The organism is Kitasatospora sp. NPDC127067 (assembly GCF_042724755.1).
Classification (GTDB): domain Bacteria; phylum Actinomycetota; class Actinomycetes; order Streptomycetales; family Streptomycetaceae; genus Kitasatospora; species Kitasatospora lactacystinica.
Genome location: NZ_JBHXEM010000089.1, coordinates 23,640 through 37,504 on the forward strand (window position 1 = coordinate 23,640; position 13,865 = coordinate 37,504).

Here is a 13,865-nt window from a genome sequence, read left to right on the forward strand (position 1 = left end):
CCCGGCGTGCGGCCGATGGTCTCACCGGGGGGGAACCCCCCCGCGACCTGGGCCCCGGACACCGTCCGGGGCCCTGGTCGCGCGCCCGACCGCCCTTGTCGCGTACCCGACCGTTCGTCTTTGCCAAAGCTTAACCACTCGATATTTGACACTCTGAAGTATCTCCCTGCATGGTTACTTCAGTTCATTCACTATGTACGGGAGGAAGCAACCGTGAGTGAGGCACCACAGCCCACCACCGCGGCCGAGAAGCAGAGCAGCGCCCGGGTCCTGCCGGCCCTCATCCTGGCGATGCTGTCGTTCAGCGTGGTGCAGACCGCGGTCGTCCCGATCCTGCCCTCGCTGGCCAAGGAACTGAGCGTCTCCGCCTCCAGCATCACCTGGCTGATGACCGCCAACCTGCTCTCCGCAGCCGTGCTGACTCCCCTCCTGGGCCGCTTCGGCGACCTCCGGGGCCGCAAGCCGATGCTGCTGATCTCGCTGGCCGGCCTGGTCGCCGGTTCGGCGCTGGCGGTCAGCACCCACTCCTTCACCTGGCTGGTCGTCGCCCGTGTCCTCCAGGGCGCCGGCGGTGGCGTCCTGCCGCTGGCGATCAGCATCGTCCGGGACGAGCTGCCCAAGCGGAAGGTGACCGGCGGCGTCGCCGCCATCAGCGCCTCGATGGGCGTCGGCTCCGGCCTCGGCCTGGTCGCCACCGGCCTCCTGCTGGAGCACTGGGACTACAAGTCGATCTTCTGGATGGGCCTGGTCTTCGGCCTGATCGCGATCGCCCTGGTCGCCTTCCGCGTCCCGACCGACCCGGTCACCGACAAGGAGGGCGGCGCCGACCCGCTCGGCGCCCTCACCCTGGCCGGCTGGCTCTCCGCGCTACTGGTCGCGGTCAGCCAGGGCAACCACTGGGGCTGGACCTCCAACAAGACGCTCGGCCTGTTCGCCGTCGCCGCCGTGGTCGCCCTGGTCTGGGGGATCATCGAGACCAAGGTCGCGCACCCGCTCGTGGACATGAAGATGATGGCCCGTCCGGCCGTCGCCTTCACCAACGTGGCCGGCCTGCTCATCGGCTTCGGCATGTACGGCTCCTTCATGGTCATCAGCAACTTCGCCCAGACCCCGGAGAAGCTGACCCACTACGGCTTCACCGCCAGCGTGCTGCACGCCGGCCTCCTGCTGCTGCCGTCCGCGATCGGCTCGATGGTCGCCGCCCCGGTCGGCGCCCTGCTGATCGCCCGTCGCGGCCCGCGTCTGCCGCTGGTCCTCGGTGGCGTCCTCGGCGCCGTCGCGATGGCCTACCTGGCCGTGCGCCACGGGCACGAGGGCGACATCTACACCGCCTCGGCGATCTTCGGTCTCGGCGTCGGCCTCGCCTTCGCCGCGATGCCGGCCTACATCAACGGCGCCGTCCCGGTCGAGCAGAGCGGCATCGCCAACGGCATGAACTCCGTGCTGCGCACGGTCGGTGGCGCGATCGGCACCGCCGTCATGGCCGCCATCCTGACCGGCGACACCATGAAGCTGCCGCCGCAGATCCCGCTCTCGCTGCCCACCCTGGACGCCTACAAGCACGCGTTCTGGACCGCGGCCGTCATCTGCGCCGTCGCCGGCATCGTCCCGTTCCTGATCCGCGGCGGCACCGCGGCCGCCACCGCGACGGTCGCCGGCGGCGCGGCCCAGCAGGACTCCAGCCCCGAGCTGGTCAAGACCGACGCCTGACAGGGCGTCCGGCCCCCGCGCTCAGGGACAGGGCGCGGGGCCCCGGCCTCCGTACGTCGCGAGGGCATCACGAACGTACGGGGTCCGGCACGGTGATCGGCCCCACCCGGTACTCCCCCACCGGGTGGGGCCGCTTCGCGTTTCAGGCGCCCTCCGCTCGCGTTTCAGGCACCCTCCGCCGGACCGCCGCCCTCGTCCGGCGCTCCGTCCGCCCCCTCGTCCCGGCGCAGCGGCAGCGGCCGGGAGGGTTCGAGCGCCGGGTCGTCCACCGCGAAGGTCCGCACCCGCCCGCGCTCGCTCCACGGCGTCTCGAACCGTACGGTGACCCTCCCGACGCCGCTGCCCTGCACCCAGCCCGGCCCGTACTCCGCGTGCCGGACGTCCTGCCCGGGCATCCAGCGCCGCACCACGACGGCCTCCGGCTCCTCCGCGGCCTCCTCGGTCTCGGCCGCCGCCTCCGCGTGCTCCGCGGCCTCCTCCCGCAGCGCCTGGGCGAACAGGTCCTCCTGGGTGTAGTCGGCGAGTTGGGCGACGCCCACACCGAGCAGCCGGACCCCGCCGGTGATGTCGACCTGCTCGGCCAGCCGGCGCGCGGTCGCGGTGATCACCGTCTCGTCGTCGGTGGGCCCGCCCAGCGTCTCCGAGCGGGTCAGCGTCGAGAAGTCGAACCGCCGGACCTTGAGCACCACCGTCCGCCCGGAGCGCCCGGCCGCCCGCAACCGCCGCACGCACCGCCCCGCCAGCGCCTCCACCTCGCGCAGCACCCGCTCCCGGTCGGCCAGGTCCACCTCGTAGGTGTCCTCCACCGACACGGACTTGGCGTCCTGGTCGGCGATCACCGGCCGTTCGTCCAGCCCGGTGGACATCTGGAAGATCCCCGCACCGTGCGCCCGCCCGACCAGCTGCACCAGCTCCGCCTCCCCCGCCTCCGCGAGGTCGGCCACCGTGTTCAGCCCGGCCCGGCGCAGCACCTGCTCGGTGGCCGGCCCGATCCCGGGCAGCGCCCGCACCGGCATCGGGCCGAGCACGGCCCGCTCCTGCCCGGGCTCGACCATCACCAGCCCGTCCGGTTTGGCCTGCTCGGAGGCGATCTTGGCCATCAGCTTTGACCCGGCCGCCCCGACCGATCCGGTCAGCCCGGTCAGCCGCTGGATGTCCGCCCGCAGGTCCTCCGCCAGCGCCAGCACCAGCCGCTCGCCGGTCTCGTGGTCCGCCTCCAGCAGCGCCGGTCCGTACGGACCGGCCTCCAGGTCGACGAAGGCCTCGTCCAGGCTGAGCGGCTGCACCAGCGGGGAGAGCTGCCGCAGCAGCCCCATCACGATCTCGCTGTTCTGCCGGTAGGCCTCGAACCGCCCCGACAGGAAGGCGGCGTTGGGGCAGAGCCGGCGCGCCTGCGCCATCGGCATCGCCGAGTGCACCCCGAACCTGCGTGCCTCGTACGAGGCCGTGGAGACCACCCCGCGTCCGCCGAGCCCGCCGACGACCACCGGCTTGCCGCGCAGGCTCGGCTTGGCCGCCTGCTCCACCGCCGCGAAGAAGGCGTCCATGTCGAGGTGGATGATGCTCGGCAGAGATCGCACCCGCCGATCATCGCGTACGGGTCCGACAGTGCGTGCGAACCCGGCCGGACGGCCCGCGCCCGGGGGCTACCGCTTCGCCGCCTCCGCCAGCGCCTTCGGGATGCCGTCCTCCTGGGGCCCCAGGAACAGCGGGTCCGGCCGCAGCCAGGCGTTGGCCGCCGCCTTGCCCGCCCCGGCGACCTCCCGCAGCCCGCCGTACAGCCAGGTCGCGTCGTGCAGCTCCGGCACCCCGACGGCGTAGGAGCGGATGCCCGCCGCCTCGCACAGGGCCAGCGCGCGGCGGACGTGGAAGTCCTGGCTGACCAGCACCGCGTGGTCCACCCCGAAGATCCGGCGCGCCCGGGTGCAGGAGTCCCAGGTGTCGAAGCCCGCGTAGTCGCGGACCACCCGGTCCTCGGGCACCCCGTGCTCGGTCAGGTAGGTGTACATCGCGTCGGGCTCGTCGTACTCGACCCGCCCGTTGTCCCCGGTCACCAGGATCGCCTGCACCTTCCCCTCCCGGTACAGGTCCACCGCCGCGACCAGCCGGTGCTCCAGGTACGCGGAGGGCTTGCCCTGGTACAGCCCGGCGCCGAAGACCACGGCGACCGGCGCGGAAGGTGCGCTCTCCACCGTGCCCACCCGGTCCCCGGCGGCGAACCACACCCAGGCGCTCGGCGCCAGCGCGAGCGAGCAGAGCACAGTTGCGACCTGGAACACCCTGCGCTGCGTCCGCCGCTGCCGCAGCCGCGTCCTCAGCAGCCCGGCCCTGCGCCGCAGCAGCCCCGATATCCCGGTGCCGACCTCCACGTGCCCTCCCTCGATCCCGTCAACCAGGCAACACGACGAGGCCGCGGGTCCGAACGGTTCCCCGTCCGGGCCCGCGGCCCCGTCGAACGCCTGCTCAGACCGCCCGGTTGCGCCGCTGGGCCAGCTCGTCGGCCGGGTCGTGCCCGACCAGGGTCTCGCCGGTGTCGGTGCGCTCGGCGTGCAGCCGGCCGAGGGTGAGCTCCAGCTCCCGCCAGACCGCTCCCACCGCGATGCCGAAGACTCCTTGACCGCCCTTCAGCAGGTCCACCACCTGCTGCGGCGTGGTGCACTCGTACACTGTCGCGCCGTCGCACATCAACGTCAGCCCGGCCAGGTCGGCCTGGTCGGCGGCCTGGAGGTGGGCGACCGCCACCCGGATGTTCTGCAGCGAGACACCCGCATCGAGCAGCCGCTTCACGATCTTCAGCAGCAGGATGTCGCGGAAGCTGTAGAGCCGCTGGCTGGTCGACGGGTACGCGGTGCGGACGCTGGGCTCCAGCAGTCCGGTGCGGGCCCAGTAGTCCAGCTGGCGGTAGGTGATGCCGGCCGCCGCGCAGGCCGTCGGGCCGCGGAAGCCGAGCAGGTCGGACGTCGGGGCCAGCCGCTCGATGGCCGGCTGGCCCGGTTGCACGGCCGGGAACCTGCCCATCCGGGGGAGATCCGTGACGGTGCGAGCGGTGCGCGGCATGTGCACGGCGCACCGGCCTCCCACGGCCGCGTCATCGCCGGTGCTGCTCATGCCTGCCTCCGTCCACTTGTGCTGCGGGCAACCCGACTGCGGGCATCGGCCACCCGGACAGCCACTCCTGACGGTAGGCAGTCCCCTATGACCCGTCAACGATCGCCACGCCGGGTCAGACAAACCACATCACTCAGGAGAGTGGTTTTTCGTGCCCCTAGTGTGGGTAGATGGACGGTTTTTGGCAAAACGGTCGGCCACATGGCCGCACGGCCGGTCCCCGCTACTGCGGACCGCTGCCCCCGAAGTCCTCGGGCGACACCTGGTCGAGGAACTCGCGGAACTTCTCGACCTCGTCCTCCTGCTCGTCCGGGATCGCGATGCCCGCCTCGGCGAGCACCTCCTCGCTCCCGTAGATCGGCGTGCCGGTGCGCAGCGCCAGCGCTATGGCGTCGGACGGCCGGGCGCTCACCTCGACCCCGCCGGAGAACACCAGCTCGGCGTAGAACACGCCCTCCCGCAGGTCGGTGATCCGCACCTCGGTGAGCTGCTGGCCGAGCGCCTCCAGGACGTCCTTGAAGAGGTCGTGCGTCAACGGGCGCACCGGCGTCATGCCCTGCTGGGCGAAGGCGATCGCGGTCGCCTCGCCGGGGCCGATCCAGATCGGCAGGTAGCGATCTCCCCCGACCTCCCGCAGCAGCACGATCGGCTGGTTGGAAGGCATCTCCACTCGGACACCCACGACGTCGAGCTCATTCACACACGCAACCCTATGGCTCCGCTCCCGGATATGAAAGCGCAGAGCCGACGCCGCTGGTCAGCGCGGTGCAGCCGGTGCCGCCGGAATACCACGGCCGCTATCCGCGGGATCGCAGACCGGCCTGGACCATCGCCGCGTGCAGCCGCACCGACAGGGTCGCGAGTTCCCGGGCGGTGGCCTCCGCGTGCGCCCTGGTCTGCGGGTTCCGGTGCCGGCGCAGCGGCGCCACCACCTGCTCCACCAGCGCGATCTCGCGGTCCGCCGCGGCCTTCATGGCGCGCAGGTGCCGGGGTTCCAGGCCGTACCGGCCGAGCTCCGCGACCAGTCGGGCCACCTGGAGCGCCTCGCCGTCGTAGCCGCCGTCCGGGCCCGCGGCGACCAGCCCGTAGGACTCCCACTCGGCCAGCTCGGGTTCCCCCGCCTCGGCCGCCGCGAGCAGCTCGGCACGCCCCAGCCGGACGCCGGAGGGCACCTCGCCGGCGGCCACCAGCTCCCGGTCCGCCTCCTCCAGCGGCCCGGGCCGGGTGTCGGCGGCGGAGGGCAGCGCGGGAGGGTTCTCGCCGCGCTCGATCGCGTCCAGGTGCTCCCGGATCACCCGCAGCGGCAGGTAGTGGTCCCGCTGCATGCGCAGGACGTAGGCCAACCGCTCGACGTCGGCCGGGCTGAACTTGCGGTACCCCGAGGGCGTGCGCTGCGGCTCGACCAGCCCCTCCGCCTCCAGGAAGCGGATCTTGGAGATGGTGACCTCGGGGAAGTCGTCGCGCAGGAAGGCCAGCACCGCGCCGATGCTCAGCAGTTCGTCACCGCCGCGCCGCCGCCCGGCGGGCCGCTCGCTCCGGAGCGGCTGCCGCGGGCCCGCGACCACCCCGCGCCCGCCGCGGTCCGCCTGCGGACCGGACGGGGTGGGGGTGGCCGCCCCGAGAGAAGAGGAAGGGGTATTCGTATTCACTCGGGCTCCTGCCGACGTCGCTTTCAGTACCCCCGGTTGTGGCCGGCGAAGAACACCAGCCGGTACTTCCCGATCTGCACCTCGTCGCCGTTGTTCAGCGACACCTCGTCGATCCGCTCCCGGTTCACGTAGGTGCCGTTGAGGCTGCCCACGTCCGCGACGCTGAAGCCGGCCTGGGTGCGGCGGAACTCCACGTGGCGGCGCGAGACCGTGACGTCGTCCAGGAAGATGTCACCCTGCGGGTGACGACCCGCCGTGGTGATGTCCGAGTCCAGCAGGAAGCGGCTGCCGGAGTTCGGACCGCGCTGCACGATCAGCAGGGCCGAGCCCGGCGGCAGCGCGTCGATCGCCGACAGCACCTCGGCCGACAGGGCCGGCGTGGCGCCGGTGCCGGTCGTGGTGGTGGGGTCGTACGACTCCAGGCCGGAGATGGAGATGGTCGACGTGGTCTCCGCCGCCCCCTCCGGGAGCAGGCCGCCGCGCAGCGCCGTGCCGCAGTTGGAACAGAACCGGGCCGAGGCCGGGTTCTGGTTGCCGCACCTGGGGCACGGAGTGGGGCCAGCCATGTTCACAGCCTCCTGGCGCGGCACACCCGACGGGTTGTGCCCGGCGTACGGATCCGGGGCAAACCCTCCACCAGAGGTTGAGGGTCCTGACGGGAAACCTATGCGCGGCTCGCCGGAGGGGTCAACCGACGCGCCGTAGCCCGCCGGATTCCCCGCGTACTGGGCGGCGCCGCCGTCCCGGTACAGCTGCTGACCTGCGTACGGCGCGGCCTCGGGGGCCGGACGCATGCCCGGCACTGCGGGCTCGTCCTCCGGTCGGCGGTGACGCGCGGTGGGCGCCTCGACGGCGGCCGCGTCACGGCCCTTGTTGCGACCGAACAACTTCGAGAAGAAACTCACGGGCGAATCCCCTTGCGTGTGACAGACCCGCCCGCGGGGCAGGGTGAGAACCTCGGACATGCTGCGAGCCCGGTCGTTGCGGCTCGGGATCGCCGGAGCGGTACTCCGGCGGTCGGTACTGCGGTTGTTGCTCCGGAGCGTACTGGTGCGAACCAGTCTCGCCCATGTGACGGCGGCGTCCCCCGGCGGGTGCCGCCCGCCCTTGACGGGCCGTTCGTCGGGCGCCCCGTCACTTCGGAGCCGGCTTGGCGTACTGCGGCGACTTCGGGTCCACGAGGGCGTCGACGACCACCTTCTGCTGCTGGGCGATCGTCGCCCGCGCCTGGTGGCTCTCCAGCGTGCGGACGACACCTCCCGGGATGTTCAGCGCGGGTGTCAGATCCTGCGGGTTCCCCACGACCGTGAAGCGGTAGGGCTGCGAGACCTTCTTCCCGTCGATCTGCACTCCACCGCCCGACAGGTCGGTGAAGTAGGTGTTGACCACCACGCGCACGTCGTTGATCTGAATCGCCTCCGCCCCCGCCGCTCGAAGTTCTTGCAGGGTGTCCAGCAGCATATCTGCCTTCACCTGCCCTTGGGGATCATCGACCGTGAGTACGATGCCCGGACCAGTGGCTTTGACGGTACCGGCGAGCACACCGAGCTCCGTCACCTTCTTCCTGGTCTGCTCCTGGGCCTCCTTGGCCTGGTTGGAGCTGTTCTCCAACTTCGCCAGGGACTGCTCCAGCTCCGCCTTCTCCTGCTGGAGACGCTGCTGACGGCTGTCCAGTTCGTCGAGGATCCGCACCAGGTCCTCCTGGCGGGCCCCGCGCAGCTGGCTGTGGTGGTCGTTGGTCGACCGCACCTGGATCGCCAGCCCCAGGCCGAGCGAGAACAGCAGCAGCGCCACCACCAGCTGCCCGCGCGACAGCCGCGGCGGCCAGAGCGCCGCCTTCAGTCGCCGCCGGCCGGTGTTCCGGTCCGAAGCGGGCTCGGGCTCGGGCGCCGCTTCCGGCTCGACCTCGGGCTCGGACTTGGGCTCGGACTCGGCGCCAGGCGCGGGTACCGGCTCGGGCTTCGCCTCGGCGACGGGCCCGGCCTTCGCCTCCGGCTTCGTCCCGGCTTTCGTCACGGCTTTCGTCCCGGCCACGGGTGCCGGCCCGACGACCTTCGTGAGCCGCAGCGTCGGCTCGGGCGCCGGATCGGCCTCAAGCTCAGCCTTAGCGTCAGACTTCTCCTCCGGGGCCTCCTCGGCGGCGGTCCCCGCGGCCGCCCCGGCGGCCACGGCCGGCTCCTCCGAGCCTTCCGTACCGGACTCCCCGTCCGCCTCCGGCCCGGGGGCGCCCACGGCCTTCTCGGCGGGCTTCACAGCCGCCTCGACGTCGACGGCCTCCCGAGGTTCCCCGCCCGGCTTCCCGGCGGCCGGACCGACCGCCGCCGCCTCCGGCTCCTCCGCCACCGCCTCCTCGCGGCGCGGCTCAGGCACGGAAGACATGACGCCGGATCGCGGCCGCGTTGGAGAAGATGCGGATGCCGAGCACGACGACCACACCGGTGGACAGCTGCGAGCCGACCCCCAGCTGGTCACCGAGGAAGACGATCAGTGCCGCGACCACCACGTTCGACAGGAACGAGACGATGAACACCTTGTCGTTGAAGATCCCGTCGAGCATCGCCCGGACACCGCCGAACACGGCGTCCAGCGCCGCCACCACCGCGATCGGCAGGTAGGGCACGACGGCGTCCGGCACCTCGGGTTGGACGAAGAGGCCGACGACCACCCCGATCACAAGACCCAGTACGGCAATCACGGTCTGGCTGCTCCTGTCCCTGTCGTGGTCTTGGTGGGTCCGGTCGACGGACGCCGCTTGGTGGTGGGAGTGCCGCCTGGCCCGGCCGACGAGGCCGATGCGGAGGACGGGGCCGATGGTGAGACGGACGCGGCGGGGCTCTCCTGGGTTCCGGCTCCGGTCGGCGGCGTACCGCCCGGAGTCGTCGGGGAGGCCGCGGGCGAGGTCTCGGGCGTCACCGGCTGCGCTGTCCGCAGCGTCACCCCCACCGCCGCCGGCAGCGTCAGGTTCTTCTGCACGGAGAGCGTCGACTTGATGCCGTACTGCTCCTGGAGCAGCCGCAGGTACTGCCCGGCCATGTCCTTCTCGAAGGCGGTGAGGAGCTTCGAGCCGTCCCCGACCGCCTGGATGCTGTACGGCGGCACCAGCGGCCGGTTGTCCACCAGCACCGCCTCGCCGGCGGCCCGGATCGCGGACAGCGCGGTCAGCCGCTGACCGTTGATCGCGATCGCCTCGGCCCCGGATCCCCAGAGGCCGTTCACCACCAGCTGCAGGTCACGGTCCCGCAGCCGTCCGCTGTTGGAGAAGCCCTGCCCGGCCCGCGGGTCGACGTTGCCGCCGGCGCCCGTGCCCGTGGCGTCCTCCAGGACCAGCTTCAGGCCCGGCCCGGCGACCGGGCCGAGGCCCACGGCCCCGCTGAGCCCGCCGGGATCGCCGTCCCCCGAGGCGAGCGCCTGCTGCTGGGTGCTGTCGACCTTGAGCCGCAGCTCCTGCACCTGCTTCTGCAACTGGTCGGCCGAGGTGTTGCTGTCGTTGATCCGGTGGATCAGCGCGTCCCGCTCCTTGGCCAGCGACGGCTCGGCCTTGTGGGCGTTCACGGCGCCCACCGTCACCACCCCGCCGACCAGCGCCAGCCCGGCGCCGAGCGTGAGCAGTCCCTGCCAGGTGCCGGGTATCCGGCTGTCGCGGGCTCCGCCGCGCGCGGCGGCCGCCTCCGCATAGCCCTCGTCGAGGCTGTGGTCCATCACATTGGTCAGCAAGGACATCGAGGCGTCCGGACGGTTGTACCGTCCGTTCGGGGCACTCGGTGTCGGCGTCGCTGGCATGGAGACCATCGTCCCACGCCGCCGACGGGCCCCGTGCACGGCCCCTGAGCTGCACACACGCTGCACACATGACGGAAAGTGACGGATTGTTCCGAATAGTGTGAAAACGGACAGCGGGGCGCACGGATCACACCGCGCGCCCCGCCGTTCGAGGCAGTTCCGAGCCTCAGGCAGTGCTCAGCCCCGGACGCTCACCGCCCCGCTCCGTCGACCACGGCCGCCCACTCGTCCAGCAGCGCCTCGGTGGCCTCGTCGTCCGGGCCCTCCGCCCACAGGTGGGTGACCGCCTCGGCCGGGTCCGGCAGCACCAGCGTCCACCGCCCGTCGGCCTCGACCACCCGGACGCCGTCGGTGGTGTCCAGCCGACGGCTGCCGGCTGCCTCCACCACCGAGCGCATGACCATGCCCTTGGCCGCCCACGGCGTCGCGATGTCCCGGCGCCGGATGTGCGCCTGCGGAATCCGCGCGTCGATCTGGCTCAGCGTGAGCTGGGTCCGCGCCACCAGGCCGACCAGCCGGACGAACGCCGCGGCGCCGTCCAGCACCCCGCTGAACTCGGGCACCACGAAACCGCCGCGCCCGTCCCCGCCGAACACCGTGCCCTCGGCGGAGGCCGCCTTCGCGAGGTCGTCCGGCGTCGTCGTGGTCCAGATGACCTGGGTGCCGTGGTACGCCGCGACCTGCTCGGCGATCCGGGTCGTGGTCACCGGCAGTGCCACCTGCCCGCTGCGCCGCTCGGCCGCGACCAGGTCCAGCAGCACCAGCAGCGCCCGGTCGTCGTCGATCACCCGGCCGAGCTCGTCCACGAACGCGACGCGCTCTCCCACCGGGTCGAACCGGACGCCGAAGGCCGCCCGCGAGGAGGCGACCAGCTCGCCCAGCCTGGCCAGCCCGGCCCTGCGCTCCTCCGCGTCCTCCGTCGGCCTGGCCTCGTCCAGCCCGGTGGAGACGGTCAGCGCCTCCACCCCGAGCCGGCCGAGGATGCTCGGCAGGACCAGGCCCGCGCTGCCGTGCGCGGTGTCCACGACCACCTTCAGCCCGGCCTCCCGGACCCCGGTGGTGTCCACCGTCCGCAGCAGGTTGCCCGCGTAGGAGTCGAAGACGCTGGACGGGAAGGTCAGGTCCCCGATCTCCCCCGGGAACGCCCGCCGGTACTCCTGACGTGCGTAGACCCGGTCCAGCTTGCGCTGGCCCGCCTGCGAGAGGTCCGCCCCGCGCTCGTCGAAGAAGAGGATGTCCAGCGAGTCCGGCACACCCGGCGTGGTCCGCAGGAAGATCCCGCCGGCGCTCCCCCGGGCCGTGTGCTGCCGGGCCACCGGCATGGGCACGTTCTCCAGGTCGCGGACGTCGATCGCGGAGGTCTGGAGCCCCGAGATCATCGCCCGTTTGAGCGCACGCGCACCACGCGAGTGGTCACGCGCGATGGTGACGGTGGCGCCCTTCTTCAGCGTCGTCGCGTACGCCCCCGCCAGCCGCACGGCCAGCTCCGGGGTGATCTCGACGTTCAGGATGCCCGAGACGCCGCGCACCCCGAACAGGTGCTCCTGGCCGCGCGACTCCCAGATCACCGAGGTGTTGACGACGGCGCCGGCCTCGATGGTCTTGAACGGGTAGACCCGGACGTTCGCCCCGATGATCGACTCCTCGCCGACCAGGCACTCGTCCCCGATCACCGCGCCGTCCTCGATCCGCGCGGCCCGCATCACATCGGTGTTCTTGCCGACCACGCAGCCCCGCAGGTTGCTCTGCGGCCCGACGTAGACGTTGTCGTGCACCACCGCCTTGTGCAGGAACGCGCCGCGCTTGACGACCACGTTGCTGCCCAGCACGGTGTGCTCGCGGATCTCCACCCCGGCCTCGACCTTGGCGTAGTCCCCGATGTACAGCGGCCCGCGCAGCACCGCGTCCGGGTCCACCTCGGCACCCTCGGCGACCCAGACGCCCGGGGAGATCTCGAATCCGTCCAGCTCGACGTCGACCTTCCCCTCCAGGACGTCGGCCTGGGCCTTGCCGTAGCTCTCGTGGGTGCCCACGTCCTCCCAGTAGCCCTCGGCGACGTAGCCGTAGACCCGCTTGCCCTCCTTCAACAGCTGTGGGAAGACGTCACTCGACCAGTCGACGGACTCACCCGCCGCCACGTAGTCGAAGACCTCGGGCTCCATCACGTAGATACCGGTGTTCACCGTGTCGGAGAAGACCTGCCCCCAGGTCGGCTTCTCCAGGAAACGCTCGACCCTCCCCTCGTCGTCCGTGATCGTGATGCCGAACTCCAGTGGATTCGGCACTCTCGTGAGACAGACGGTGACCAGAGCGTTCTTGCTGCGGTGAAAGTCGATCAATTCCGAGAGATCGAAGTCGGTCAGCGCGTCACCGGAGATCACCAGAAAGGAATCGTCCTTGAGCGCGTCCTCGGCGTTCTTGACACTCCCCGCAGTGCCCAGTGGCGTCTCCTCGTGGGCATAGGTCAGATGCATGCCCAGCTCTTCGCCGTCACCGAAATAGTTCTTGACCAGCGACGCCAGGAACTGCACGGTGACGACGGTGTCGGAGAGGCCGTGCCGCTTCAGCAGCCGAAGCACGTGCTCCATGATCGGCCTATTGGCGACCGGAAGCAGCGGCTTCGGCATGCTGGAGGTCATCGGGCGGAGTCGGGTGCCCTCGCCCCCTGCCATTACAACGGCTTTCATTACGGGTGCGTCCTCCTTCGCGGTGGTGGACCAACAGGTCCATCAAAGCGTTCCAGAAGGTTCTCTACCCGGAAGGTATCGTCCGACGCACCGATGAGGCGTGGGGCTTCTCTCAGATCACGTCTCAGACTGTGGACGCGGAGCCCGCGGTGCTGGCCCGGACGATCCGCCGCGCCTGAACCGCGTAAAGAATCGCGGCCCACCAGTACAGCGTCGTCCCCCACCAGATGAACGCCCAGCTCACCACCTCGGCCGGCCGGGCGATCCAGCTGTCCACGCTGCCGAGCAGCAGAAGCGGAAAGGCGTACATCAGATTGAAGGTCGCCGCCTTGCCCAGGAAACTCACCTGGAGCGGTCCGTAGCCGTGCCGGTTCAGAATCGGCAGCAGCGCGGCGATGAATACCTCACGGGCCAACAGGATCGCGGTGAGCCACCACGGCAGAATCTCACGCCAGGTCAATCCGACCAGCGTGGACAGCACATAGAGCCGGTCGGCCAACGGATCGAGCAGCTGCCCCACCCGGCTGATCTGCCCCCACCGCCGGGCGAGCTTCCCGTCCAGGTAGTCGCTGATCCCGCTCAGCATCAGGATCAACAGCGCCCAACCGTCATTGTTGGGCCCGTCGAACACCGGCCACAGGATGAGCCAGAGAAAGAGCGGAACACCGACCAGCCGGCCCATGCTCAGCATGTTGGGGATGGTGAGGACGCGATCGGTCTGGACCCGCGTCTCCTGGACCTCCACCCGGGGGCCTCCTGTCCCGTACTACGACAATTGCATGTTGACCCTACAACAGAGAAGCCCCCGACCGGTTCACCCGGCGGGGGCTTCTCTAGAATAATTGTTCGGCGGCGTCCTACTCTCCCACAGGGTCCCCCCTGCAGTACCATCGGCGCTGTAAGGCTTAGCTTCCGGGTTCGGAATGTAACC

The 13,865-nt window shown here is 71.3% G+C and carries 12 protein-coding genes and 1 rRNA gene; 1 reads left to right on the forward strand and 12 read right to left on the reverse strand.

The window, feature by feature from the left end:
* Positions 1–213: 213 nt before the first annotated feature.
* On the forward strand, positions 214–1,710 hold the full coding sequence (locus ACFWJ4_RS28925) for an MFS transporter (RefSeq protein WP_380548852.1): 1,497 nt from the start codon (positions 214–216) through the stop codon (positions 1,708–1,710).
* Positions 1,711–1,874: 164 nt separating this feature from the next.
* On the opposite strand, the gene ACFWJ4_RS28930 is transcribed toward ACFWJ4_RS28925, so the two are convergent.
* From ACFWJ4_RS28930 to rrf, 12 genes are all read right to left on the reverse strand, one after another.
* Positions 1,875–3,290, reverse strand: coding sequence for a DNA polymerase IV (locus ACFWJ4_RS28930; protein ID WP_380548855.1), 1,416 nt, complete (start codon positions 3,288–3,290; stop codon positions 1,875–1,877).
* 66 nt (positions 3,291–3,356) lie between these two features.
* Positions 3,357–4,079, reverse strand: coding sequence for a vancomycin high temperature exclusion protein (locus ACFWJ4_RS28935; protein ID WP_380548858.1), 723 nt, complete (start codon positions 4,077–4,079; stop codon positions 3,357–3,359).
* 94 nt (positions 4,080–4,173) lie between these two features.
* A complete protein-coding gene (locus ACFWJ4_RS28940; RefSeq protein ID WP_359915012.1) occupies positions 4,174–4,818 on the reverse strand; it encodes a MerR family transcriptional regulator in 645 nt (214 codons plus the stop codon).
* 223 nt (positions 4,819–5,041) lie between these two features.
* The gene (locus tag ACFWJ4_RS28945; RefSeq protein WP_224276619.1) at positions 5,042–5,518 is read right to left on the reverse strand and encodes a bifunctional nuclease family protein; all 477 of its coding nucleotides are present in this window, start codon (positions 5,516–5,518) and stop codon (positions 5,042–5,044) included.
* Positions 5,519–5,615: 97 nt separating this feature from the next.
* The gene (locus ACFWJ4_RS28950; protein ID WP_359915026.1) at positions 5,616–6,311 is read right to left on the reverse strand and encodes a MerR family transcriptional regulator; all 696 of its coding nucleotides are present in this window, start codon (positions 6,309–6,311) and stop codon (positions 5,616–5,618) included.
* A gap of 179 nt (positions 6,312–6,490) precedes the next feature.
* Positions 6,491–7,372, reverse strand: a complete 882-nt coding sequence (locus tag ACFWJ4_RS28955; protein WP_380548860.1) for an FHA domain-containing protein — start codon at positions 7,370–7,372, stop codon at positions 6,491–6,493.
* A gap of 229 nt (positions 7,373–7,601) precedes the next feature.
* On the reverse strand, positions 7,602–8,720 hold the full coding sequence (locus ACFWJ4_RS28960) for a DUF881 domain-containing protein (RefSeq protein WP_380548863.1): 1,119 nt from the start codon (positions 8,718–8,720) through the stop codon (positions 7,602–7,604).
* A gap of 109 nt (positions 8,721–8,829) precedes the next feature.
* Complete coding sequence (locus ACFWJ4_RS28965; RefSeq protein WP_030062488.1) at positions 8,830–9,162, reverse strand: small basic family protein; 333 nt, start codon at positions 9,160–9,162, stop codon at positions 8,830–8,832.
* Positions 9,159–10,247, reverse strand: coding sequence for a DUF881 domain-containing protein (locus tag ACFWJ4_RS28970; protein WP_380352372.1), 1,089 nt, complete (start codon positions 10,245–10,247; stop codon positions 9,159–9,161). The genes ACFWJ4_RS28965 and ACFWJ4_RS28970 overlap by 4 nt, the downstream gene beginning before the upstream one ends.
* 191 nt (positions 10,248–10,438) lie before the next feature.
* Positions 10,439–12,934, reverse strand: a complete 2,496-nt coding sequence (locus ACFWJ4_RS28975) for a mannose-1-phosphate guanyltransferase (RefSeq protein WP_359915006.1) — start codon at positions 12,932–12,934, stop codon at positions 10,439–10,441.
* A 124-nt stretch (positions 12,935–13,058) separates the two neighbouring features.
* A complete protein-coding gene (locus ACFWJ4_RS28980) occupies positions 13,059–13,679 on the reverse strand; it encodes a CDP-alcohol phosphatidyltransferase family protein (RefSeq protein ID WP_359915003.1) in 621 nt (206 codons plus the stop codon).
* 99 nt (positions 13,680–13,778) lie between these two features.
* A 5S ribosomal RNA gene (gene rrf / locus ACFWJ4_RS28985) occupies positions 13,779–13,865 on the reverse strand; the annotation flags it as partial.